Raw genomic sequence first — 23,523 nt, 5'->3', positions numbered from 1 at the left:
CGTACTGAATGCACGAACCGGACTGCTCCGGTGGAGCCACTCCCACCGGAGCGGTCCCTTCTCACCCTCCGTGGGTGAGCAGGAAGGAGAAGACCGTGGACCACGAATCAGACCCGATCGGCCAGGTGAAACAGGCCGACTGGACCGTGGCACCCCTGCTCAGGGGACTGCTGGCCGACGACGCCGGCCTGCCGAGGCTCAGGTGGGTGCCGACGACTGCAGCAGGCGACGCCTGGCGGCCATCACCCGAGCTGCTCGACAGCCATGACCTTGAAGGATTGCGGGCCGACCTGGCAGGTCACCGGACCGGGCGCCGCGTGCCGGGCAGCATTGCGCTGCGCGAGGGCCACCTCGTGGTCGAACCCACCAGCGGCACGGGGCGCCTGGCGGGCCGGGTGGCCATGGTCACCGGCGCCGCCCAGGGCTTCGGCCGCGGCATAGCCGAAGGGCTCGCGACGCACGGAGCCCAGGTCGTGCTGGCCGACGTGAACCACGCCGGGGCCCGCCGGGCCGCCGAGGACATCGCCCAGCAGCACCCCGACGTGCGGACGCTGGCCGTCGCCATCGACGTCAGCGACCCCGACTCCACCGGGCAGGCCATCGCCGAGGTGGTGCGCCACTTCGGAGGCATCGACCTGTTCGTCGCCAATGCCGGGATCGTGCGCGCCGGGTCACTGGCCCAGCTCAGCCCGGAGGACTTCGACCTGGTGACCCGCGTCAACTACCACGGCTTCTTCCTCGGAGCCCGCGCCGTCGCGCCCGTGATGGCATTGCAGCACCGGGCTGCGCCGCAGTACCTGTTCGACATCGTCGAGGTGAACTCCAAGTCGGGCCTGAACGGGTCCAGCCGCAACTCGGCCTATGCCGGCAGCAAGTTCGGCGGGATCGGCCTGGTGCAGTCCTTCGCACTGGAGCTGGCCTCCCAGGGCATCAAGGTCAACGCCGTGTGCCCCGGAAACTTCCTCGACGGACCCCTGTGGACCGATCCCGACAAGGGCCTGCTGCGCCAGTACCTCGAGGCCGGGAAGGTCCCCGGCGCCCGGAGCGTCGACGACGTCCGCGCCCACTACGAGGCCCAGGTGCCACTGGGCAGGGGATGCCAGCCCCAGGACGTGGTCCGCGCGATCACCTATTGCGTCGAACAGCAGTATGAGACCGGACAGGCCATCCCCGTCACGGGTGGCCAGACGATGCTGCGCTGAGCCGCAGGGAGCAGGAGAACCATGAATGCCAACCCGATCCCGATCCGCATCCTCGTCGACTCGGCAGTCCGTGCCGAGGCGGAACCCTGGCTGCGCACCGGCGTGGCCAGCGGCGTGACCACCAACCCGACCCTGCTGCGACGTGCCGGTCTGGGCCTGGCGGACCTCCCCGAGATCGCCCATTGGGCGGAGGGGGAGGGGGCGACGGGGGAGGGCCAGCGCGAGGTCTGCTTCCAGCTGTGGGGATCGACCGTCGAGGAGCAGTACGCCTCTGCCATGCGGTTGCGCGAGCTCGCCCCCGGCGCGACGATCAAGGTGCCGGTCAGCCCCATCGGCGCCGCGGTCATCACCCGCCTGCACGCCCAGCAGGTCCCCGTGCTGATGACCGCCGTCTACTCGGCGCAGCAGATGGTCGTCGCCTCCGCCCTGGGGGTGCGCTACCTGGCGCCCTACTTCAACCGGATGCAGGTGGCCGGGCGCGATGCGCTGGAGCACATCCGCACCATGACCGAGGCCGTGCCGCAGGACGGCTCCGGCCCCCTGGTGATGGCGGCCTCGGTCAAGAGCGCGGAGCAGGTGGTGGAGCTGGTGCGCGCCGGCGTGCGGGTCTTCACCCTTCCGCCGGCCGTGATCGCCGACGTCTTCGCCGACCAGCTCACCACCGATGCCATCGGGGTCTTCGAGGACGACATGGCCGCGATCCTGGGCTGAAGCGGGTCAGCCCGCCATCCGCTCCAACAGCTCGACAGTCAGCCCGTCCAGGCTGTCGATGACGGTGCAGCGCGCCAGCACGTCTGCCGACGGCGGGTGGAAGGCCGGCGGCACGACGATCGTCGCCATGCCCGCGTCGAGTGCCGAGACGGCGCCATTGGTGGAATCCTCCACCGCAACGCACTCGGTGGGGTCTGCGCCCAGCAGTTCGGCGCAGCGCAGGTAGCCGTCGGGGGCGGGCTTGCCGCGCTCCACCTGTTCGGTGGAGACGTGGGCGCTGACCAGGTCTGTGATACCCAGCACCTCGATGGCCTTCTCGATCAGCACCAGCGGAGAAGATGAGGCGATCCCCACCGGCCCCAGCGCCGCCATCCGGGCGACGGCCTTGCGGGCGCCGGGCAGGATGGTGACGCCCTCTCCGTAGTGGTCGACCATGCCCTGGATGACGCGACGGGCGGCGTTCTCGGCGGTGCCCTTGAGCCCCACCGTCTCGGCCATGTAGGCGCTCCACTCGGCCGTCGACATCCCCATCATCGCCGGGGTGGCATCCTCGGGGTAGTCGACGCCGTCCTCGGCGGCCAGCCGGCGGCGCACCTGTTCCCAGACGTGCTCGGTGTCGGTCAGGGTGCCGTCCAGGTCGAAGACGACGGCGGCGAAGGGGCTCGTGGAAGACATGGGTCCATCCTCCCATCGTCGCGGGGTGCCGCAGACCCGGTGGTGCGAGGATGGCCGCGACGAAGGAGATTGATGACGCAGACACCAGCACAGGCAGCAGGTCCCACCCACGACGGCAGCTCGGTGCTCGCCGGCCTCGGCTGCTACCTCATCTGGGGCGCCTTCCCGCTCTTCTGGCCGCTGCTCAAGCCCGCCGGGGCCCTCGAGATCCTCTCGGGACGCATCATCTTCAGCCTGCTCTTCGTGCTGGCGGTCCTGGTGCTGCAGCGCAAGGGCTGGGGATGGGTCCGCACGGCGCTGCGGCCAGATGTGTGGCCCTGGATGCTGGCGGCCTCGGTGCTGATCGGCATCAACTGGTGCACCTACATCTGGGCGGTGAACTCCAACCACGTCGTCGAGGCCTCGCTCGGCTACTTCATCAACCCGCTGGTCAGCATCGCCCTGGGCATGCTGCTCTTCGGGGAGCGGATGGGGCGCTACGGCCAGGTGGGCTGCCTGCTCGCCGGGATCGGCGTGGTGGTGATCGCCTCGGGCAACTGGCGCACCCTGTGGGTCTCTCTCCTGCTGGCCTTCAGCTTCGGTCTCTACGGGGCGATGAAGAAGCGCGCCAGGCTGGGTGCCTTGCAGGGGCTGGCAGTGGAGTCAGCGGTGCTGACCCCGCTGGCCCTGGGCTGGCTGGTCTGGCTCGCGGTGCGCGGCGAGGGGCAGCTGGGCGTCAACCCGCGGATCTCGCTGCTGTTGGTGGTGGCCGGGGTGCTGACGGCGGTGCCGCTGTGGCTCTTCGCGGTGGCCGCGCCCGGCATCCCGCTGAGCACGCTGGGGATCATCCAGTACTGCTCGCCGACCATCCAGCTGCTGCTGGGCCTGTTCGTCTTCGGCCAGCGCGTGGGCGTCGGCTACTGGATCGGGATGGTGCTGGTCTGGGTGGGCTGTCTGGCCTATCTGACGGGTGCGGTGCTGACGGCGCGACGCTCCCCGGCCGGCGCCTGAGGGAGCATTTGATTAGCCCAGCTAACGAGCTAGGCTAATTGTTGATGACAGAACCACTTCTTCCCGACCTTGCCAACGACCTGCGCCTGGCCTGCCAGCGGATCGCCCGCCGCGTCCGCTTCGAGGGCACGCAGCAGGTGGCACCGCACCAGTTCAGCGTCCTGGTCCGCGTGTCCAAGACCCCCCTGACGCCCACCGCCCTCGCCGAGCGCGAGCGCGTCAGCACCCCGTCGATGACCCGCACCGTCAACGGACTCGTCGACGCCGGTCTTGTCAGCCGCGAGCCCCACCCCGACGACCGTCGCCAGGTGCTGGTCTCCATCACCCCCGCCGGGCAGCGCGTCGTCACCGAGACCCTCGCCGAGCGCGACAGCTGGATGATGCAGCACCTCCAAGGCCTCGACGCCGACGACCTCGCCCTGCTGCGCCGCGCCGCCGACCTGCTCCTGGAGGTGGCCGCCCATGAGTGAGGCCACTGCCCGACGCAGCACCTTCGCCAGCCTCGCAGTACCCAACTACCGGATCTTCTTCACCGGCGCGATCGTCAGCAATGTCGGCACCTGGATGTACCGCGTCGCCCAGGACTGGCTGGTGCTCACCATCCTCACCGACCACTCCAGCTCCGCACTCGGCCTGGTGACGGGGCTGCAGTTCCTGCCCATCCCCTTCCTGGCGCCGTACGCGGGGTCCATCGCCGACCGCTTCCCCAAGCGACGCATCCTCATGGTCAGCCAGGCCCTGCTCGGGTTCAATGCCCTGGCCATGTTCCTGCTGGTCGTCACCGGTTCGGTCGAGCTGTGGCACGTCTTCGTGCTCGCCTTCCTCACCGGTGTCGTCACCGCCTTCGACAACCCGACCCGCCAGGCCTTCGTCAGCGAGATGGTGCCGCTGAACCTGGTCTCCAATGCGGTGGGGCTCAATTCCGCCTCCTTCAACAGCGCCCGCCTGCTCGGCCCCGGCCTGGCCGGACTGATGATCGCCGCCTGGGGAGTGGCCCCCGCAATGGCGCTGAACGCTGCCAGTTTCGGGGCGGTGTTGCTCTCTCTGGCGCTGATGAAGCCCTAACTGCTCACCCCCGCGCCGCTGCGCAAGAACGGCAAGGGGGCAGTGCGCGAGGGGCTGCGCTATGTCTGGCGGCGCCCAGACATCATGGTGGTGATGCTGATGGTCTTCGTGCTGGGAACCTTCGGCATGAACTTCCAGATCACCAATGCCCTGATGGCCACCAAGGTCTTCGGCAAGGGCGCGGGGGAGTATGGCCTGCTCGGCTCCATCATGGCCATCGGCACCTTGGCCGCGGCCCTGGTCGCCGCCCGCCGGGAGCGCCCCCGGGTGCGGATCCTGCTCGCCTCGCTGGGTGGCTTCGCTGTGTGCACCGCCCTGCTCGGCGCGGCACCCAGCTACACCGCCTTCGCCCTGCTGCTGGTGCCCACCGGGCTGTGCGCGCTGACGATGATGACCTGCGCGAATGCCTCGGTGCAGCTGGCCAGCCACCCCGAGGTCCGCGGCCGGGTGATGGCGCTGTACATGGCCATCTTCATGGGCGGGACCCCCTTGGGTGCCCCGCTGGTCGGCTGGATCGGTGACGTCTTCGGCCCACGCTGGACCATCTGGGCCGGCTCTTTGGCCACCGGGCTGACCTTCGTGGGCGTCACCGTCTGGTTCATGGTTCACCGCGGCGTCCGGGTCCGGTTGCGCAGGGGGTGGGGCCGTGGCAGGCGCTGGCGCTTCGACGTGTGGACCACCGACGAGGTCCGCGCCGCCACGAGCTCTGCCGAGGGCGGGGTCCACTGAGCCGTTCACTGACCGCCGGTGCGCCGGGATTGCAGCACCGGCGGCGCACGACACGTTCACCTGTCCTTCGCCGCCGTATGTGCTGCAATCGCGGTCTCATGCAGCCGCCGGCAGGCCCCGCCGGTGGAGCCTTCGGGCCACCATCGCGAGGATGTCCGCCTCCACGGCGGGCCAGTCCTGCACCACCTGGCGGTAGGTGAGCCGAATCGGGGTGTAGCCCAGCGCCCGCAGGTGACGATCGCGCTCCCGGTCGGCTTCGTAGGCCCGCAGGCTCGTGTGGTGCTGGATGCTGTCCACCTCGATCACCAGGCAGCGACCGACCAGCAGGTCGACCCGCCCAACCCCGCGGATGACCACTTGGCTTCGCACCGGCACCCTACGAGCTCGCAGCCGGCTGCGGACCAGCGTCTCGGTGCCGGACTCGGCCAGGTCACTGCGCGCGAGCACCCTTTGAACCCGGCGCGGCTGGCTGGCCAGCAGTGTCTCCAGCTCGGTCAGGCTCTGCAGCCCGAGGTTGCGCACCGAGTCCAACACCACCAGGAGTTCCTCGTCGTCCAGGCACCGTGCGGCGCAGCGCAGGGCGGTGTCGAGGTCGTCCACCGCCTGACGGGGCGTCCCCTCGGACCGCAACCTCGGGCAGGTCTTCCATCCGGCGCCCGGACGGGGATGGGCGCGCGGTCCGGGCCGCAGGTGCTCGCGGGGGTCGAGGGTCCAGACCCCGTGTCGTCTCAGCACGGACACACAACTGAGGCTGCCCCCTTCCCGCACGGCGGTCTGGGCATGAGGGTCGGCCCCGGGCAGGGCGTACCGGCCGGGCCGCAGCCAGAGCAGGCCTCCCCGGGAGAGTTCTCGTCGGATGGTGTGCTCGGCATTGCCCCACCGAAGCAGGGCCGTGCGGCTCACCACCCCCAACTGTTCCTTGAGCTCTTGGTCACGTAGTCGCATGCAGCGATGATTGGACGCTCGCTCCCGCTATGGGCAGGGGCACTGGGAAATCTGTGGACAGTCACTCAGGAGCCGTTGGCCGCCGAGAGTGCAGCACGGGCGGCGCACGACACGTTCACATGTCCTTCGCCGCCGTATGTGCTGCATTTGCTGCTGCGCGCGGCCCAATTGCGGCTGCACTGCCCCTCAGGCCCAGGCCTCGAGCTGTCGAGAGCTTGTGAAGACCCGTTCGGTGCCGTCGATCGGGTCGGTGAAGCGCAGTTCGCGGGCCAGCAGCTGCAGGGGGCGGGAGAAGTCCTCCAGGGACTGGTCGAGCAGCTCGGGGTAGAGCGGGTCGTTGATGATCGGGATCCCCGCCGAGCTCATGTGCAGCCGGATCTGGTGCGTCTTGCCGGTACGCGGACTCACCCGGTAGCGGGCGATCGGCCCGTGCTGGGGGTGTTCGCGGTGGTCGATCAGCTCGATCAGGGTGTGGGCATTGGGCTCGGCCCCGGCCACTTCCTCGGCGATGATCGAGCCGCGTCGCTTGAGCATGTGGCTCGACAGGTCCAGCGGAAAGTCCAGGTCCTCGCGGAAGCGCCCCACGGCCTCATAGGTCTTGGAGGGCAGGCGCTGGTCGAAGAGCATCTGGTAGGGGCGGCGGTACTCCCGGTGCGTGGTGCACAGCAGCACCCCGGCGGTGAGCCGGTCGAGCCGGTGGGCGGGGGAGAGCTCCGGCAGTCCCAGCAGGTTGCGACCCTGCACCGTGGCCGAGTGGATGATGTGGCGCCCGCGCGGGATGGTGGCGGTGAAGTGCGGCTTGTCCAGCACCACCAGCCGGTCGTCCTGGTGGATCACCTGCAGCTCACCGGGCGGCGGGGCCTCATCGGGCAGGTCACGGTGGAAGAAGATGAAGCGGTGGTGGGCATAGGGGGCGTCGATCGGCACCGGGACGCCCTTCTCGTCCACGAAGCGTTGTTCCGCGAACATCTCATCGATCCGCTCGGGGGACAGCTGCGGGATCTTCCACACCAGGAAGTCGCGCATGGTCGCCCAGGAGTGCTCGCGAGGGGTGCCCACCCAGGCGGAGTTGAGGCCATTGCGCAAGGGCAGCGGGGAGCGGGGCATCAGCAGCCGCCCGGCAGGGTGGTCCAGCGCGTGCGAGCCTCGGCCGCCTCGGCGCCGATGAGCATCTCGGGTCGGCCGCCGACGATCCGGCCCGGCGCCCACTCGGCGCTCGGGGTACCGGAGGTGGGCACCCGCACCGTGAGGACGCCGGTCTCGCGAGTGGAGACCCGATCGGAGTAGAAGTTGAAGTTGCCCAGACCGTAGGCCACCAGGGTGGAGCCGATCGTCTCGGCCCGCTGCACCCGATGGGCGTGGGTGCCGACGACGATGGTTGCGCCGGCCGAGGCGAGCCGTTCGGCCATCGACTCCTGGAGACGGGTGGTGCACACCTGGTAGTCGATGCCCCAGTGCATGAAGACCACCACCACGGCCTCGGGATCGTCCTCCCTGGCTGCACGGACCGCCTCCACCAGCGCGTCGAAGCCCTCCTCGGTCTTGACCATCGCCACCCCGGGCCGGCCGTCACGGGGGCGCCAGTCCATGTTCGACTCGAGGATGTCATTGCCGGCCAGGGCGACGACGGGCCGTCCGCGCACCGCGCCCCTCCACGGACTGAAGGCCTCCTGCCGGGTCCTGCCGACACCAACCATCGGCAGCGTGGACGCGTCACGGATCGCCAAGGTGCGTTCCATTCCCTCGACGCCGTAGTCCATGGCGTGGTTGTTGGCGAGGCTGACGACGTCGACGCCCTCGCGCTGCAGCATCTCGGGGAAGGCCCGGCCGGTGAGGAAGGTGTAGAGCTTCGGCTGCTTGGACAGCCCGGACTCGTCGTCGGCCAGGGCCGTCTCGAGGTTGACCATGGACCAGTCAGCGGCAGCCAGCAGGCGGCCCGCGTCGCCGAGCCCCAGGCGAGTGGAGTCGCCGGCGGCCTTGAAGGCATTGGCGTCGCCGGCGAAGGCGAGCAGCAGGTCGCTGTCCGAGACCCGCGAGGCCGTGGCCGGCGACGCGGGGGTGGCGGGGGGCGTGGGGCTGGCGGCGGTGCTCGCCGATGCACTCGAGCTCTTCGCCCTCTCAGCTGCCTCCTGCACGACGGGTGGGGCAGCGGGGGTGGCTGGCTGCCCGCCGCAGGCGCCCACGACGCAGCACAGCGCGGTGGCGGCGACGAGCAGGGATCGCTGGGGCAGGGGCATGGGTCGACGATAGCGAACCGGATGCCTTGCGCCGCGTGCCAAGATTGGTGTCCATGGACCTCTCCTCGACGATGATCAGCCGTGTCCTCGCCCACACCCCTCTGGCAGGCCGTGCCCAGTCCCCGATGGTGGTGCTGGAGATCGACCTGGGTCGCGGCCTGGTCACCGCGCAGCCGGCCAATCCGCTGGCCGCGGTGCGGGCCATGAATGCCCCCACGCTGCGCGCCCTGCGGGAGAAGCTGCGCGAGGCGGCCCGCGACGAGCACGTTGCCGGCCTGGTCCTGCACGCCGGGACCGCACCCCTGACTCTGGCGCAGGCCCAGGAGCTGGCCGAGTCCGTCGCCCGTTTCGGCGAGCACAAGCCCACCCTCGCCTTCGCCCCGACCCTGGGTGAGATGGCCCATGACCTGGCCAGTTACCTGTTGGCCTGCTCCTGCCGCGAGGTCTGGGTGCAGCCGTCGGGGCAGGTTGCCATCGGCGGCGTGCACCTGGGCATCACCCTGGCCAAGGGGATGCTGGCCAAGGTGGGCGTCGAGCCCCAGATGGGCCAGCGGCACGAGTACAAGACGGCGGCCGACCGGTTGGCTGCCGACGAGGTCACCCCCGCCAATCGTGAGATGACCCAGGAGCTGGCCAATTCCCTGGTGGGCGACTTCGTCGAGCGGGTCGCGGAGCGTCGCGGCCTCGACCAGCAGGTGGTCTGGGATGCCGTCAACGACTCCCCGCTGACGCCCGAGCACGCCAAGGACCTGGGCCTGGTGGACTCGGTCGGCTACCGCGACGAGGCGCTGGCCCACGTCTTCGACTCCTGGGCGCCCGAGGGGCGCGAGCTCGACGCGGACAGCTTGCGTTATGTGCACCGCTGGCATCCCGGCAACCCGGCCGGGCAGGCGGTCAAGGAGGTCGTCGAGCGACGTCAGCCCGCGATCGCCGTGGTGTCGGTGCGCGGCGGGATCGTGACGGGACGCGGCCGTCCCGGCGGGATGGGCGATCCCGAGTCGGGCGCCGACGTGGTCTGTGAGCAGCTGCGTGCGGCGGCCCGTGACGAGAAGGTGAAGGCCGTCGTGCTGCAGGTCGACTCGCCCGGTGGATCTGCGGTGGCCTCCGACCAGATCTGGCGCGCCGTGCACCAGGTGCGCGAGTCGGGCCGGCCGGTGATCGCCCAGATGGGCACCTACGCTGCCTCGGGCGGCTACTTCGTCGCGATGGCCGCCGACGAGGTCGTGGCGCTCCCGGCGACGCTGACCGGATCGATCGGGGTGCTGGCCGGAAAGATGGTCACCACCGGGCTGTACGACAAGCTCGGACTGGTGCACGAGGCGGTGACCAGCGGCGCGAATGCCGACATGCTGGCCAGCGACAGCCACTTCAGCCCCGAGCAGTGGGACCGGCTGAACTGGTGGCTGGACCGTATCTATGCCGACTTCACCCACAAGGCCGCCGCCGACCGGGGCATGGCCCACGAGGAGCTGGAGCCGCTGGCGCGGGGGCGGGTGTGGACCGGTCGTGATGCCCAGTCCCGTGGCCTGGTGGACCACCTGGGCGGCATGGAGGTGGCCGTCGAGCGGGCCTGTGACAAGGCGGGGCTCACGCGCGACAAGGTGCAGCTGAAGTACCTGCCCGCCCTGGGCATGCTGGAGCGTTTCCGTCCGGCCGAGTCGAGCGAGCAGCCGACGGCCGCGGGCGCCATGACCGTCGGAGTGGCGGACTCGTGGACGCCGGAGCTGATGCTCACCCAGCTGGCCCAGCGGCTGGGACTGGCCGCCCCGCGCGGTGCGTTGGAGATGCCTCGCCTGGCCGGATGGACGCATGGCTGAGGTCTCGATCTTCGCCGAGATGAGCGCCCTGGCGCTGCAGACCGGCGCGGTGAACCTGGGCCAGGGCTTCCCCGACGACGATGCCCCCGCCGAGGTGCTGGAGGCGGCGACGGCGGCGATCGCCGAGGGCCTCAACCAGTACCCGCCGGGCCGTGGTGTGCCGGTGCTGCGGGAGGCGATCGTCCGGCACCAGCAGCGCTTCCGGGGCATCGCGCTCGACCCCGAGCGGCAGGTGCTGGTGACCACCGGGGACACCGAGGCGCTGGCCGCGAGCCTGATGGCGCTGGCCGGCCCGGGCGACGAGGTGGTCACCGTCGAGCCCTTCTATGACGCCTATGCCGCGGTGCTGGCGCTGGTCGGTGCCCGGCACGTCACGGTGCCGCTGGTGCGCGACGGTGACCGCTTCGCGCTGGATCTCGACGCCCTGGCGGCGGCGGTGACGCCCCGCACCCGCGTGGTGGTGCTCAACAATCCGAACAATCCCAGTGGGCACCAGTTCAGCCGCTCGGAGCTGGAGGCGGTCATCGCGGCCGCGGCCGGGGTGGGGGCGACGATCGTCACCGACGAGGTCTACGAGCACCTGTGCTTCCACGCCCCGCACATCCCCGTCGCCAGCCTGCCGGGTGGCTTCGAGCGGACCCTGACGATCAGTTCGGCGGGCAAGACCTTCAACGTCACCGGCTGGAAGGTGGGCTGGGTCAGCGGCCCCGGGGAGCTGGTGGATCGGGTGCTGGGCGTGAAGCAGTGGCTCACCTTCGCCACCGGAACCCCCTTCCAGCATGCGGTGGCCGTCGGTCTGGGACTCGGTGACGGCTTCTTCGAGGCCGCCCGCGAGCGGCTCCGGGATCGTCGTGAGCTGCTGGGTGACTCGCTGCGCGCGGCAGGCTTCGGCGTGATGAGCCCCGATGCCGGCTACTTCACGCTCGCCGACGCTGCGCCGCTGGGCATCGACGACGCGGCAGCGGCAGTGCGCGCGATGGCCGTCGACCCGGGGGTGGTGGGCATCCCGTACAGCGCCTTCTGCCATCCCACGGCGGCCACGGGCCGCTCCTGGATCCGCTTCGCGCAGTGCAAGGACGAGTCAGTGATCGCCGAAGCCGCACGGCGACTGACAGGTTTCCAGTACCCCGCCTGAGGTTCGTACGGAGCCGACCGTTAGATTCGGGCCATGCGAATTGGTGTCCCACGAGAGTCCCGGCCCGGGGAGAACCGCGCGGCTGCCACTCCGAAGACCGTCACCGCGCTGCGTGACCTGGGCTACGACGTCGTGGTCGAGCACGGGGCGGGCAGTGCCTCCAGTGCCACCGACGAGGCCTTCGCCGCCGCCGGGGCAGCGGTGGACGACGCGTCGGCGGTGTGGACCAGCGACATCGTCCTGGGCGTGAACGAGCCGGACGAGTCCCAGCTGTCGATGATGCGCCCCGGGGCCGTCCTGATCACCTTCCTGGCCCCGCGCCAGAATCCCGAGCTGACCGAGCGCCTGGCCCGCCAGGGCATCACGGCGATGAGCATGGACATGGTGCCGCGCACCAGCCGCGCGCAGAGCCTGGACGCGCTGAGCTCGATGGCCAACATCTCCGGCTACCGCGCGGTCGTCGAGGCCTCGCACGCCTTCGGCCGCTTCTTCACCGGCCAGGTGACGGCCGCCGGCAAGGTGCCTCCCGCGAAGGCGCTGGTCTGCGGCACCGGTGTGGCCGGCCTGGCTGCGATCGGCGCCGCCAACTCGATGGGGGCCATCGTTCGGGCCACCGACGTGCGGCCCGAGACGGCCGAGCAGGTGGAGAGCATGGGTGCCACCTTCCTGCACGTGCGCGGCGCCTCGCAGGAGGTGAGCACCGACGGCTATGCGAAGGAGGTGGGCGACGACTACAACGCCCGCGCCGCCGAGCTCTATGCCGAGCAGTGCAAGGACTGCGACATCATCATCACCACCGCCGCCATCCCCGGCCGTCCCTCGCCCAAGCTGATCACCGCCGAGATGGTGGCCACCATGAAGGACGGCTCGGTCATCGTCGACCTGGCCGCGCTGGGCGGCGGCAACTGCGAACTGACCCGCCCCGGCGAGTCCTATGTGACCGACAACGGGGTCACGATCATCGGCTACACCGACCTGGCCAGCCGCCTGCCCGGCCAGTCCAGCCAGCTCTACGGCCAGAACCTGGTCAATGCGCTGAAGCTGATGACGCCCGGCAAGGACGGGCAGATGGTGATCGACTTCGACGACGAGGTCGTGCGCACCATGACGACGGTCCTCAACGGCGAGGTCACCTTCCCGCCGCCGCCGATCCAGGTCTCCGCGGCACCCGCCCCAGCACCCGAGGCGAAGGCCGAGGCCCCCGTCGCGGTCGCCGCCCCGAAACCTCCGAAGCCGTGGTGGCAGCCGGTGGTGAGCGTCGGTCTGGCCTCGGTGGTGCTGATCGCGCTGCTGTCCTTCGCTCCTGCGGGCTTCGTGGAACTCTTCGGCATCTTCGCGCTGGCCGTGGTGGTCGGCTACTACGTGGTCTGGAATGTCACCCACGCCCTGCACACGCCGCTGATGAGCGTGACCAATGCGGTCAGCGGCATCATCGTGGTGGGCGCCATCACCCAGCTGGGCAGCGACACCTGGGCGGTGAAGATTCTGAGCTTCATCGCCGTGCTGATCGCCAGCATCAACATCTTCGGCGGCTTCACCGTCACCCACCGCATGCTGCAGATGTTCCGGAAGGATGCCTGAGATGCTGCACAACTTCGTCACCGCCACCTATGTGGTCTCTGGCGTGCTGTTCATCCTCGCCCTGCAGGGACTGAGCAAGCACGAGACGGCCAAGCGGGGCAATGCCTTCGGCGCGCTCGGCATGATCCTGGCCCTGGTGGCCACCAACTTCGCGATGGGCTGGACCGACATCTCCGGTGACGGCGCCGACCTGGTGGCCGTGCTGCTGCTGGTGGTGGCTGTCGGCCTCGGCGGCGTGATCGGCGTGCGCAAGGCGCTCAAGGTCGAGATGACCGGGATGCCCGAGCTGATCGCCCTGCTGCACTCCTTCGTCGGTGCCGCTGCGGTGCTGGTGGGCTTCAACTCCTACCTGGACGCCCCACACGCCAACTCCTTCCACCTCACCGAGGTGGCGCTGGGCATCTTCATCGGTGCTGTCACCTTCACCGGTTCGATCGTCGCCTGGGGCAAGTTGAACGGCAAGATCGCCTCCAAGCCGCTGGCGCTGCCGGGGCGCAACTGGCTGAACCTGGCCGCCCTGGTGGCGATCATCGTGCTGACGGTGGTCTTCGTGCAGGCACCGTCGGTGCTGTGGCTGGTACTGATCACGGTCATCTCGCTGCTGCTGGGCATCCACCTGGTGGCCTCGATCGGCGGCGCCGACATGCCGGTGGTCATCTCGATGCTGAACTCCTACTCCGGTTGGGCTGCGGCCTTCAGCGGCTTCATGCTGAACATGAACGTGCTGATCATCACCGGTGCCCTGGTGGGTGCCTCGGGCGCGATCCTGAGCTACATCATGTGCAAGGCGATGAACCGCTCCTTCATCTCGGTGATCCTGGGCGGCTTCGGCGACCAGGCTGCCGTCGGGCCGGCCGTGGAGGGCGAGCACACCGAGATGAGCGCGCAGGAGGTCGCCGAGGCGCTGGCCGAGGCGAAGAGCGTCATCATCGCCCCCGGCTACGGCATGGCAGTGGCCCAGGCGCAGTACCCGGTTGCCGAGCTCACCAAGGCGATGGAGGCCAACGGCACCCAAGTGCGTTTCGCCATCCATCCGGTGGCGGGACGCCTGCCCGGCCACATGAACGTGCTGCTGGCCGAGGCCCACGTGCCCTACGACATCGTGCTCGAGATGGACGAGATCAACGACGACTTCGCCGACACCGACGTGGTGCTGGTGATCGGCGCCAATGACACCGTCAACCCGGCCGCGACCGAGCCCGGGTCTCCGATCTCGGGCATGCCGGTGCTGACGGTCTGGGATGCGCGCAAGGTGGTCGTCTTCAAGCGCTCGATGAGCGCGGGCTATGCCGGTGTGCAGAACCCGCTCTTCTTCCGTGAGAACACCTCGATGTGCTTCGGCGACGCCAAGGCGACGGTCCAGGCGATCCTGGCCGCGATGCCGCAGAAGGCGATCGGCTGAACCCCAGCGATGCAGCTCGCGACCCCGGGCCCGATGCCCGGGGTCGCGCCACGTCCGGGCGGAAGGGGTCGGGATGAGGGAACTCTGGTGAAAGTGTCGGTGGTGGCACCTACGGTGGAGCCATGAGCCAGAACCTGCCGCCGCAGCCCGACGAGCCCCCCGTCGACGAGTGGGAGCTGCCGCCGGACGATGCCTGGTTGCCGCCGGCCGACCTGGACTCTGCGGCGCCGGCCCGGGCGCACGAGGGAGTGCGAGGTCCTGGGAGCGGTGCGTCCGTGCCGCCGGGCCGGACGCAGTGTGAGCCGGAACAGCTGCCGGGTGCCGACATCACCGAGCAGGCGCTCGGGGTGCTGCGCCAGCTGGTCGGCCGTGACGATGCCGTCTTCCACGAGGGACAGCTCGAAGCCGTCCTGGCGCTGGTGGAGCAGCGCCAGCGTGCCCTGGTGGTGCAGCGCACCGGCTGGGGCAAGTCCGCGGTCTACTTCGTCGCCACCCGGCTACGACGCGCCCAGGGGGCCGGCCCGACGGTGATCGTCAGCCCGCTGCTGGCGCTGATGCGCGACCAGATCGCGGCTGCCGGGCGGGCCGGGGTGCGGGCCGTCACCATGAACTCGGCCAATGCCACCGACTGGGGCGAGGTGGCCGATGCCCTGGCCCGCGACGAGGTGGACGTGCTGCTGGTGAGCCCCGAACGGCTCAACAACCCCTCCTTCCGGGCCGAGCAGCTTCCTCGTCTGGCGGCCACCTGCGGACTGCTGGTGGTCGACGAGGCGCACTGCATCTCGGACTGGGGCCACGACTTCCGCCCCGACTACCGCCGGATCAAGGACCTGCTGCTGGAGCTGCCCTCCGACACGCCCGTGCTCGCCACCACCGCGACCGCCAACGAGCGGGTGGTGGCCGATGTCGCGGAGCAGCTCGGCGCCGGCGGCCACCAGGTCTTCACCATCCGCGGCGCCCTGGCCCGCGACTCGCTGCGGCTGGGCGTGCTGCAGCTGCCCGACGCAGAGGCACAGCTGGCCTGGCTGGCCGCCCACCTGGACGACTTCGCCGGTTCGGGCATCATCTACACCCTCACTGTCTCGGCCGCCGAGGACGTGGCGCGGGCCCTGGCCGAGGCCGGTTTCGCCGCGAAGGCCTACACCGGGCGCACCGATGCCGCCGACCGCGAGCAGCTGGAGTCCCAACTCAAGGCCAATGAGCTGAAGGCGCTGGTGGCCACCAGCGCGCTGGGGATGGGCTTCGACAAGCCGGACCTGGGCTTCGTCATCCACCTGGGTGCCCCCAGTTCCCCGGTGGCCTACTACCAGCACGTCGGACGCGCCGGTCGAGGCGCGGTCAATGCCGACGTGCTGCTGCTGCCCACTACGGCGGACCGGGAGATCTGGCACTACTTCGCGACGGCCTCGATGCCCGACCAGGAGCAGGCCAACCGCGTCATCCAGGCCCTGCAGGAGTCCCCGAAGGCGCTGTCCACGGCGGCGCTGGAGACCCTGGTGGACGTGCGACGCACCCGGCTTGAGCTGCTGCTGAAGGTGCTCGACGTCGACGGCGCGGTGCAGCGGGTCAAGGGTGGCTGGACGGCCACCGGCCAACCCTGGCACTACGACGTCCAGCGCTACGGCCGGGTGGCGGAGGCCCGTCGCCGCGAACAGCAGCTGATGCTCGACTACGTCTCCTTGCAACCCAAGGGCGGGGCCGGAGACGGGCCCGACGGGGGCGGGGCCTGCCGGATGGCCTTCCTCACCGCGGCCCTGGACGATCCCGATTCGCATGCCTGCGGTCGCTGCGACGTGTGCGCGGGGCCCTGGTACGACCCGAGCATTCCGCTGGAGGCCGCGCAGGCAGCCGGGAAGGCCCTGCACCGCTCGGGCGTGCTGCTGGAGCCGCGCGGCATGTGGCCCACCGGCATGGACCGTCTCGGCGTGCCGCTGAAGGGAAAACTGAAGGCCAGGCCCGAGAACGGACGGGTGCTGGCCCGCCTGACCGACCTGGGGATGGGGCAGCGGCTGCGCGCCCTGCTGGCCGAGTCGGACGCCCCGGTGCCCGACGACGTGCTGCGCGCCTGCATCCCGGTGCTGCGCGAGTGGGACTGGCAGCAGCGCCCGGTGGCCGTGGCCTCGATTCCCTCACGCACCCGCCCGCAGCTGGTCGGCTCGCTGGCCAGCGGCCTGGCGGGGCTGGGCCGGATGACCGACCTGGGCCCGCTGCAGCTGGTCGACGGGGGCCCCACCGGCCAGGCCGGCGGCAACTCCGCCTTCCGGCTGGCCGGGGTCTGGGGCCGCATCGCCGTGCCGCCCGCCATGGCGCAGCAGCTCGCCGCGCTGGACGGCCCGGTGCTGCTGGTCGACGACCTGGTGGACTCCCGCTGGACCATGACGGTCGCCTCGGTGGCGCTGCTGGAGGCCGGCGCGAGTGGCGTGCTGCCCTTCGCGCTGGCCCTCCAGGGCTGAGCCGCCAGTTCTGGTCAGCGGCCGGTGGCGTCCTGTCCGTCGACCGGCGGCGCCCAGTAGGGGTCGCGCCCGATGAAGGCCATCAGCTTCTCCTCGCTGGAGGCGTCCTCGGCCACCGGCTGCTGCTGGCCGAACTGGCCCGAGGCACGCAGCCGCTGCTCGTCGCCCTTCATGCCGCGGTACATGGCGAAGCACTGTGCCTGGTCCAGCCCCGGCTCCTGCCCGGTCGCCTTGGCCAGGTCCCAGGTGTGCATGAAGACATCGGGCACGTAGTACTGGTCCACGGCCTCCTGGAAGGTGGTCTTGCTGAAGGGCCCCGAGGGCAGCGCCACCCTCTCGATCTCGGGATGCTCGAGCAGCAGCTGCATCTGCTCGGTGTGGCGCTGCCAGCAGGCCAGCGGGTCCTCGTCGACCGAGGGAATCTCACCGAAGGTGATGCCCTCGGCCTGGCCCAACATGCTGCGCGACCAGTCCACCAGGTGGCGCACCACGTCGCGGGCGGTCCACTCGGCGACGGGGGAGGGGACGTCCCAGTCGGTGACGGCCGCGACCTTCTTGGTGAAGGCGGCGGCAATGGCGGCGTGACGCTCGGCCAGCTCGGCGGCGTCGATCTCGTTCTTGCTCATGGGGCAAGTCTGCCGGATAGCCTGCCCGGCATGAGCCATCACAGCAGTCTTCGCCACGAGCAGGCCCAGGAACGTTCCGGGCTGCTCTTGGTCGCCGAGGTCGACATCCACCTGGACCTGCGCGAGGCCGCACGCCAGTCCACCTTCACCAGCACCACCAGAATCAGCTTCGATTGCACCCGCCCCGGCGCCGAGACCGTCGCCGACCTGCGCTGCGAAGAGCTCCTCCGACTGCGCCTCAACGGAACCCAGCTGGAGCCGCAGTGGGTCGACGGGCGCCTCCTCCTGCCGGGGCTGCAGGCCCACAACGTGCTGGAGGTGGAGGCCAGGATGGCCTTCAGTGGGGACGGGGAGGGGCTGCACCGCCACATCGACGCCCAGGGCGAGACCTACCTGTACGCGATGAGCTTCCTGGACGCGGCCCCGCGCTGGTTCTGCTGCTTCGACCAGCCCGACCTCAAGATGCGCCTGCGGCTGGTGGTCGAGGCCCCCGAGGAGTGGATCGTGCGCGGCAACAGCCCGGCCACCCGCCTGACCGACGGCAGCTGGCAGACCGAGCGCACCGCGCCCATCTCCACCTACCTTGCCACGGTCGTCGCCGGCCCCTGGGTCGAGCTGCGCCGCGCACCCGAGGGCCAGCCCGGCCAGACGGCGCCGGAGCTGGGACTGCTCGCGCGCCGGGAACTCGAGGGCGAGCTGCGTCGCGATGCCGAGGAGCTGTTCGCACTCACCGGGCGGCTGCTGCCCGCCTACCGGGAGCTCTTCGGCGTCGACTACCCCTTTGGGGACTACCTGCAGGTCTTCGTGCCCGACTTCAATGCCGGCGCGATGGAGGATCCGGGCTGTGTGCTGCTGCGCGAGCAGTTCCTGCACCGGGGTCAGGCCACCGCCCAGCAGCGGGCGGGCCGTGCCTCGACGATCGCGCACGAGTTGGCTCACCAGTGGTTCGGCGACCTGGTGACGCCGCACTGGTGGGACGACCTGTGGCTCAACGAGTCCTTCGCCGAATTCCTCGGCCACGAGATTGGCGCGCGGGTCGGGTTGGAGGACCTGTGGCTCGGTTTCGGCCTGGACCGCAAGCCGTGGGGCAGTGCCGCCGACCAGGGTCCCAGCACTCACCCCGTGGCGGGCAATGGTGCCGACGACGCCGCCGCAGCCCTGGCCAGTTTCGACGGCATCAGCTACGCCAAGGGTGCGGCGGTGCTGCGCCAGCTGCTCGCCTGGATGGGGGCGGACGCCTTCTGGGATGGGCTTCGCGAGCACATCCGCCGGCACGCCTTCGCCACCGCGACGATGGCCGACCTGGTGGACTGCTGGCGCGCGCAGGGCGTCGAGGACCTGGACGAGTGGCTGGAGGCCTGGCTGGGCACCACCGGCCAGGACCGTCTGCAGGCCGTGGTGCTCGACGGACGGGTCGAGGTCTGCCGGCAAGCAGCGAGGCCGCGTCCGCATCGGCTGCGGGTGGCAGTGCACGACGAGGACGGGCGCCTGCTCGACAGCCAGCAGCTCACCGTGAAGGCCGAGCGGACGACCACGCGGCTGGTGGCCGGCGCCGGCCAGCTGGTCCTGCTGGACCCCGACGACCTGTGCTGGGCGCGGCTCAGGCCCCTGGTGGTCGACGGCAGGCTCACCGATGCTCCGATGGCGGCCCTGGAGCCGGCGTCGGCCCGGTCGATGCTGCTGCAGTCCCTGGTCGACCAGGTGCGCTCGGCAGAGTGCGACCCGATGGCTGCCCTGGAGATGATGCTGCGCGCCGCCACCCACGAGCGCTCGGACCGGTTGCTGGTGGCCGAGCTCTCGCGGGCCCTGGACTGGGCCAACCAGTGGTCGCCGCCGGCCGAGCGTGCCGGTCGCCGTGCGCGGGTCGCCGCAGTCGCCCGCGAACTGCTCCGCGCGACCGAGGCAGGCAGCGACCGCGCCCTGGGCCTGCGCCGGATCCTGGCCTCGGCCAGCGACGAGCCCGAGGAGCTACGCGGCCTGCTCGGGGAAGCGGATGGCAAGCACCCACAGGAGCATCCCCGTCCGCTCGGCCCGGACGACCGGTGGACCGTGGTGCGACGCATGGTGGCGCTGGGGCAGCCGGAGGAGGTCGTCGAGGCCGAACTGGAGCGTGACCCGTCCTCGGCGGGGCAGCGCGCAGCCCGCACGGCCCGCGCCGCCCGGCCCGATGCCAGCTCGCGGCGTGAGGTGCTGCAGCGGGTGCTCACCAGCGACGCCCCGGCCAGCCAGGTGCAGGCCGACGCAGCTGGCCTGTTCGCGCCGGAGCACTCGGTCGACCCATCCACCGAGGAGCTGACGCGCGAGCTGGCCCGCGGTTGGTGGCGTGGCATCGAGGCGACCGCACGGCTGCGCACCGGCTGGGGGCTGGCGCAGTGCGTCAAGGCCGGGATCCCGTGGACGGTGGCGGATGCCCAGACCCTCGCTGTGGCGCGGGAGGCCGTCGAGTCCTGCCAGGAGCCCACGGTGCGTCGGGTGCTTGCCGATGCCCTGGACGAGCTGGGCCGCCATGGCGCGGCCATGGCGACAGGTCCGGTGAGAAGAAACTGACTGGACACCTGGCCAACAGCCTAGAATGGGTGCCACCGTGGCGCGAGCAGGACGCGCCCCTTGTGGTCAGGGGACCCATCTGTGACTTCCACCGACTCCGCCAGCAGCATCCGCACACCCGACGAGCCCACCCGGGGCCGCGGGAAGGGACGGCGCATCGCACTCGCGGGCCTGGGCACGCTGGCCTTGCTGACCGGCGGCGCCTATGCCGCGGGCTATGCGATGGCCGGTGACGAGCTGCCCCGCCACGCCAGCGTCGAAGGAGTCGCCCTGGGCGGGGTCGACGAGGCCACCGCCATCACGCGGCTGAAGGAGTCCATCGGTCCCCGCGCCGAGGCCCCCATCGCCCTGGCCACGAAGGACAAGTCGGTGAAGATCACGCCGGCCCAGGCCGGCATGAGCGTCGACTACGCCGCCACCGTCGAGCAGGCCGGTGCCGGCAAGTCGCTGAATCCGCGCCACATCATCAACGTGCTGCGCGGCGGCGGCGAGATGGACATCGTCGTCGACAAGGACTCCGACAAGCTGCAGGCGGCCGTCGCCAAGGCCGCGCCTGCCTTCGAGGTGAAGCCGGTCGACGCCAAGGTCACCATGACGCGCGAGAAGATCACCCCCACCGAGGCCGTCGTTGGCCAGAGCCTGGACCAGAAGGCCGCGGCCAAGAAGCTCGACGACGCCTGGATGACCAGCAGCCGGGTGGAGGCACCGATCACCAGTACCGAGCCAGAGCTCACCACCAAGGAGCTCACCACCTTCGTCGACAGCCAGCTCAAGCCGCGCGTCAACGCCCCCGTGAAGGTCAAGCTCGACAAGCAGACGGTGGAGCTCACCGGGCCTGGCATCGGGGAGCTGACGAAGATCAGCACCAAGGACGGCGGCTTCGTCGCCACCACCGACATGGACAAGCTCTTCAAGGCAGCGCAGCGCAAGGCGAAGGAGGCCGGCATGCAGGAGCCGGTCGACGCCCGGTGGGAGCTCAAGGACGGCAAGCCCGCCCTGGTGCCCGGCAAGCCCGGCAAGGGCATCGAGCGCAAGGCCTTCGACGAGGTCGTGGCCCCCGCGCTGGTGGCGCAGGGCGCCGCCCGCACCGTCACCGTCCCGGTGGTCACCCAGCAGCCCGAGATCACCACCGAGAAGGCGAAGAAGGCCCCGGTCAGCGAGGTGATCGGCGAGTTCACCACCTACTTCCCGCATGCCGACTACCGCAACACCAACCTGTCGGTGGCCGCACGGCGCATCTCCAACTCCTACTTCGCGCCGGGGGAGACCTTCAGCGTCAACGAGGCGATCGGCCCGCGCACCGCCGGCTCGGGCTTCGTCGACGGGTGGGTGATCACCGGCGACCACCTGGTCAAGGAGAATGCCGGCGGCATCTCGCAGGCCGGCACCACCGCCTTCAACGCCCTGTTCTTCAGCGGCCTGGAGCACGTCGAGCACCAGCCCCACACCATGTACTTCGACCGCTACCCGGCCGGGCGTGAGGCGACGCTCTACTACGGCAGCATCGACGTGAAGTTCAAGAACAACAGCCCCTACGGCGCGCTGATGCAGGCCTGGGTGAACCCGTCGAGCCCCGGCAACAAGGGCTCGATCACGGTGCGGGTGTGGGGCAAGAGGGTCTACGACAAGGTGACCTCCAGCGAGCTGTCGAAGTCCAACTTCACCACTGGCCGCACCATCCACCGCTCCGGCGAGAAGTGCCACGCCCAGGCGGCTGCTCCCGGCTTCACAGTGAACTACTCGCGGCTGTTCCACAAGGGCGGCCAGGTGGTCAAGCGCGAACCGTACCGCTGGACCTACCAGCCCACCGACGAGATCATCTGCGACTGAGACTGCCCCCGGACGGATGGTCCGACCTGGCGTGTGGCGTTGTAGAGTGGCGATGCCGACGGATCTGTTCTGCCGGCCCAGAAGCCCAGTTTTGAGGAGACCCCAGTGACCTACGTCATTGCGCAGCCCTGTGTGGACGTCAAGGACCGTGCGTGCGTCGAGGAATGCCCCGTCGACTGCATCTACGAGGGCAACCGCATGCTCTACATCCACCCCGAGGAGTGCGTCGACTGCGGCGCCTGCGAGCCGGTCTGCCCGGTGGAGGCCATCTTCTACGAGGATGACGTCCCGGCCGAGTTCAAGCAGTACTACGATGTGAACGTCGACTTCTTCGACGGCATCGGCTCGCCCGGCGGCGCGTCCCGCATGGGCGTCATCGACAAGGACCACCCCGTGGTCTCCGCGCTCCCGCCCCAGGGCGAATGAGCACCAGCACTGCCGGATCGGGCAGGCGTGCGCCGCTGGCGTCGCGCCTGCCCGATTTTCCGTGGGACTCCCTGGCAGGTGCGAAGGCGAGGGCCCAGGCCCATCCGGACGGCATCTGCGATCTGAGCGTCGGCACGCCCGTCGACCCGACCCCTGCCGTCGCCGCCGACGCGCTGGTGGCCGCGGCCGGCCGCTGGGCCGGCTACCCGACGGTCTGGGGCACACCGGCCCTGCGCGCGTCGATCCTGGGCTACCTGGAACGACGCTGGGGAGCCACGGGCCTGACGGAGCGCAATGTGCTGCCCGTGGTGGGCACCAAGGAGCTCGTCGCCTGGCTGCCCACCCAGCTGGGCCTGGGGCCGGACGACCTGGTGGTGATCCCCAGCACGGCCTACCCGACCTATGAGGTGGGTGCCGCGATCGTCGGTGCCAGGATCCAGCGCTGCGACGACCCCTCACAGGTCGACGGCACGCCGGCCCTGGTGTGGATCAACTCCCCGGCCAACCCGCACGGCGCGATCCTGTCCAAACAGGAGCTGCGCGCCTGGGTCTCCTTCGCCCGCCAGAGTGGTGCGGTGCTGGCCAGCGACGAGTGCTACGGCGAGTTCGCCTGGGATGCGGAGCCCTTCAGCGTGCTGGACGCCCAGGTCTGCGACGGCGACGTCACGGGGCTGCTGTCGGTGCAGTCGTTGAGCAAGCGCTCCAACATGGCCGGTTACCGCGGCGGTTTCATCGCCGGCGACGAGGTCCTGTGCATGGAGCTGCTGGAGCTGCGCAAGCACGGTGGCATGATGCTTCCCGGCCCGGTGCAGGAGGCCATGGCGGCCGCCCTGGACGACCACGCACACGTGGAGGAGCAGCGGGAGCGTTACCTGGCCCGGCGCGCCCTGCTGCGCCCGGCGCTGGAACAGGCCGGTTTCACCATCGACCACTCCGAGGGTTCGCTGTATCTGTGGGCGACGCGCGGCGAGGACTGCCGCGCCACCGTCGACTGGCTCGCAGAACGCGGCATCCTGGCCGCCCCCGGTGACTTCTACGGCACCGAGAGCACCCGGCACGTCCGCATCGCACTGACGGCCACCGACGAGCGGATCGCTGCGGCCGCGCAGCGGCTCACCGACTGATCGTCACTGACCGGTCATCATCGCCGGG

At 70.4% G+C, this 23,523-nt stretch carries 18 protein-coding genes and 1 pseudogene; 14 read left to right on the top strand and 5 right to left on the bottom strand.

All coding sequences use genetic code 11. The features are described from left to right. The first annotated feature begins 95 nt into the window (after window positions 1-95). Window positions 96-1,202 (top strand): SDR family NAD(P)-dependent oxidoreductase, encoded by a 1,107-nt coding sequence (locus ACYVKA_RS02815; RefSeq protein ID WP_460702785.1) that lies wholly within the window; start codon window positions 96-98, stop codon window positions 1,200-1,202. A gap of 21 nt (window positions 1,203-1,223) precedes the next feature. Beyond that, the gene (locus ACYVKA_RS02810) at window positions 1,224-1,913 is read left to right on the top strand and encodes a transaldolase family protein (RefSeq protein ID WP_394276376.1); all 690 of its coding nucleotides are present in this window, start codon (window positions 1,224-1,226) and stop codon (window positions 1,911-1,913) included. A gap of 6 nt (window positions 1,914-1,919) precedes the next feature. Here ACYVKA_RS02810 and ACYVKA_RS02805 read toward each other — a convergent pair whose 3' ends face one another. Beyond that, window positions 1,920-2,588: an HAD family hydrolase gene (locus ACYVKA_RS02805; protein ID WP_394276375.1), complete on the bottom strand. Its 669-nt coding sequence runs from the start codon at window positions 2,586-2,588 to the stop codon at window positions 1,920-1,922. A gap of 72 nt (window positions 2,589-2,660) precedes the next feature. On the opposite strand from ACYVKA_RS02805, the gene rarD reads away from it, so the two are divergent. The 3 genes and pseudogenes from rarD (at window position 2,661) to ACYVKA_RS02790 (ending at window position 5,372) form a co-directional block, all read left to right on the top strand. Continuing rightward, window positions 2,661-3,578 carry an EamA family transporter RarD gene (rarD, locus tag ACYVKA_RS02800; protein WP_460702783.1) on the top strand — a complete coding sequence of 306 codons (918 nt, stop codon included), beginning with the start codon at window positions 2,661-2,663 and terminating at the stop codon, window positions 3,576-3,578. A 44-nt stretch (window positions 3,579-3,622) separates the two neighbouring features. Beyond that, on the top strand, window positions 3,623-4,048 hold the full coding sequence (locus tag ACYVKA_RS02795; RefSeq protein WP_460702781.1) for a MarR family winged helix-turn-helix transcriptional regulator: 426 nt from the start codon (window positions 3,623-3,625) through the stop codon (window positions 4,046-4,048). Then, a pseudogene (locus ACYVKA_RS02790) lies at window positions 4,041-5,372 on the top strand (MFS transporter). Before ACYVKA_RS02795 ends, ACYVKA_RS02790 begins: the two are co-directional and overlap by 8 nt. Window positions 5,373-5,468: 96 nt before the next feature. Here ACYVKA_RS02790 and ACYVKA_RS02785 read toward each other — a convergent pair. From ACYVKA_RS02785 to ACYVKA_RS02775, 3 genes are all read right to left on the bottom strand, one after another. Continuing rightward, a complete protein-coding gene (locus ACYVKA_RS02785; protein ID WP_460702779.1) occupies window positions 5,469-6,317 on the bottom strand; it encodes an endonuclease domain-containing protein in 849 nt (282 codons plus the stop codon). 186 nt (window positions 6,318-6,503) lie between these two features. Continuing rightward, entirely contained in the window at window positions 6,504-7,343 is an 840-nt protein-coding gene (locus tag ACYVKA_RS02780) for a pseudouridine synthase (protein WP_394276380.1), read from the bottom strand. An 80-nt stretch (window positions 7,344-7,423) separates the two neighbouring features. After that, window positions 7,424-8,554: a CapA family protein gene (locus ACYVKA_RS02775; RefSeq protein WP_460702777.1), complete on the bottom strand. Its 1,131-nt coding sequence runs from the start codon at window positions 8,552-8,554 to the stop codon at window positions 7,424-7,426. Between the two features lie 53 nt (window positions 8,555-8,607). On the opposite strand from ACYVKA_RS02775, the gene sppA reads away from it, so the two are divergent. The 5 genes from sppA (at window position 8,608) to ACYVKA_RS02750 (ending at window position 16,942) form a co-directional block, all read left to right on the top strand. After that, window positions 8,608-10,371 (top strand): signal peptide peptidase SppA, encoded by a 1,764-nt coding sequence (gene sppA, locus ACYVKA_RS02770; protein WP_460702775.1) that lies wholly within the window; start codon window positions 8,608-8,610, stop codon window positions 10,369-10,371. Further along, window positions 10,364-11,506, top strand: a complete 1,143-nt coding sequence (locus tag ACYVKA_RS02765; protein WP_460702773.1) for an aminotransferase class I/II-fold pyridoxal phosphate-dependent enzyme — start codon at window positions 10,364-10,366, stop codon at window positions 11,504-11,506. The genes sppA and ACYVKA_RS02765 overlap by 8 nt, the downstream gene beginning before the upstream one ends. Before the next feature lie 33 nt (window positions 11,507-11,539). Continuing rightward, the gene (locus ACYVKA_RS02760; protein WP_460702771.1) at window positions 11,540-13,087 is read left to right on the top strand and encodes a Re/Si-specific NAD(P)(+) transhydrogenase subunit alpha; all 1,548 of its coding nucleotides are present in this window, start codon (window positions 11,540-11,542) and stop codon (window positions 13,085-13,087) included. 1 nt (window position 13,088) lies between these two features. Next, a complete protein-coding gene (gene pntB / locus ACYVKA_RS02755; protein ID WP_460702769.1) occupies window positions 13,089-14,489 on the top strand; it encodes a Re/Si-specific NAD(P)(+) transhydrogenase subunit beta in 1,401 nt (466 codons plus the stop codon). 122 nt (window positions 14,490-14,611) lie between these two features. Further along, entirely contained in the window at window positions 14,612-16,942 is a 2,331-nt protein-coding gene (locus ACYVKA_RS02750; protein WP_460702767.1) for a RecQ family ATP-dependent DNA helicase, read from the top strand. 14 nt (window positions 16,943-16,956) lie between these two features. Here the strand turns inward: ACYVKA_RS02750 and ACYVKA_RS02745 are convergent, their stop codons facing one another. Next, on the bottom strand, window positions 16,957-17,568 hold the full coding sequence (locus tag ACYVKA_RS02745; protein ID WP_394276617.1) for a maleylpyruvate isomerase N-terminal domain-containing protein: 612 nt from the start codon (window positions 17,566-17,568) through the stop codon (window positions 16,957-16,959). A 30-nt stretch (window positions 17,569-17,598) separates the two neighbouring features. On the opposite strand from ACYVKA_RS02745, the gene pepN reads away from it, so the two are divergent. The 4 genes from pepN (at window position 17,599) to dapC (ending at window position 23,495) form a co-directional block, all read left to right on the top strand. Further along, complete coding sequence (pepN, locus tag ACYVKA_RS02740; protein WP_460702765.1) at window positions 17,599-20,115, top strand: aminopeptidase N; 2,517 nt, start codon at window positions 17,599-17,601, stop codon at window positions 20,113-20,115. Between the two features lie 81 nt (window positions 20,116-20,196). After that, window positions 20,197-21,945 (top strand): VanW family protein, encoded by a 1,749-nt coding sequence (locus tag ACYVKA_RS02735; protein ID WP_460702763.1) that lies wholly within the window; start codon window positions 20,197-20,199, stop codon window positions 21,943-21,945. A 105-nt stretch (window positions 21,946-22,050) separates the two neighbouring features. Further along, the gene (gene fdxA / locus ACYVKA_RS02730) at window positions 22,051-22,371 is read left to right on the top strand and encodes a ferredoxin (RefSeq protein WP_394276614.1); all 321 of its coding nucleotides are present in this window, start codon (window positions 22,051-22,053) and stop codon (window positions 22,369-22,371) included. Then, complete coding sequence (gene dapC, locus ACYVKA_RS02725) at window positions 22,368-23,495, top strand: succinyldiaminopimelate transaminase (RefSeq protein ID WP_460702761.1); 1,128 nt, start codon at window positions 22,368-22,370, stop codon at window positions 23,493-23,495. Before fdxA ends, dapC begins: the two co-directional genes overlap by 4 nt. The last annotated feature ends 28 nt before the right edge of the window (window positions 23,496-23,523 follow it).

The organism is Luteococcus sediminum, assembly GCF_054783495.1.
This window is presented reverse-complemented; position numbering and strand designations above follow the sequence as displayed.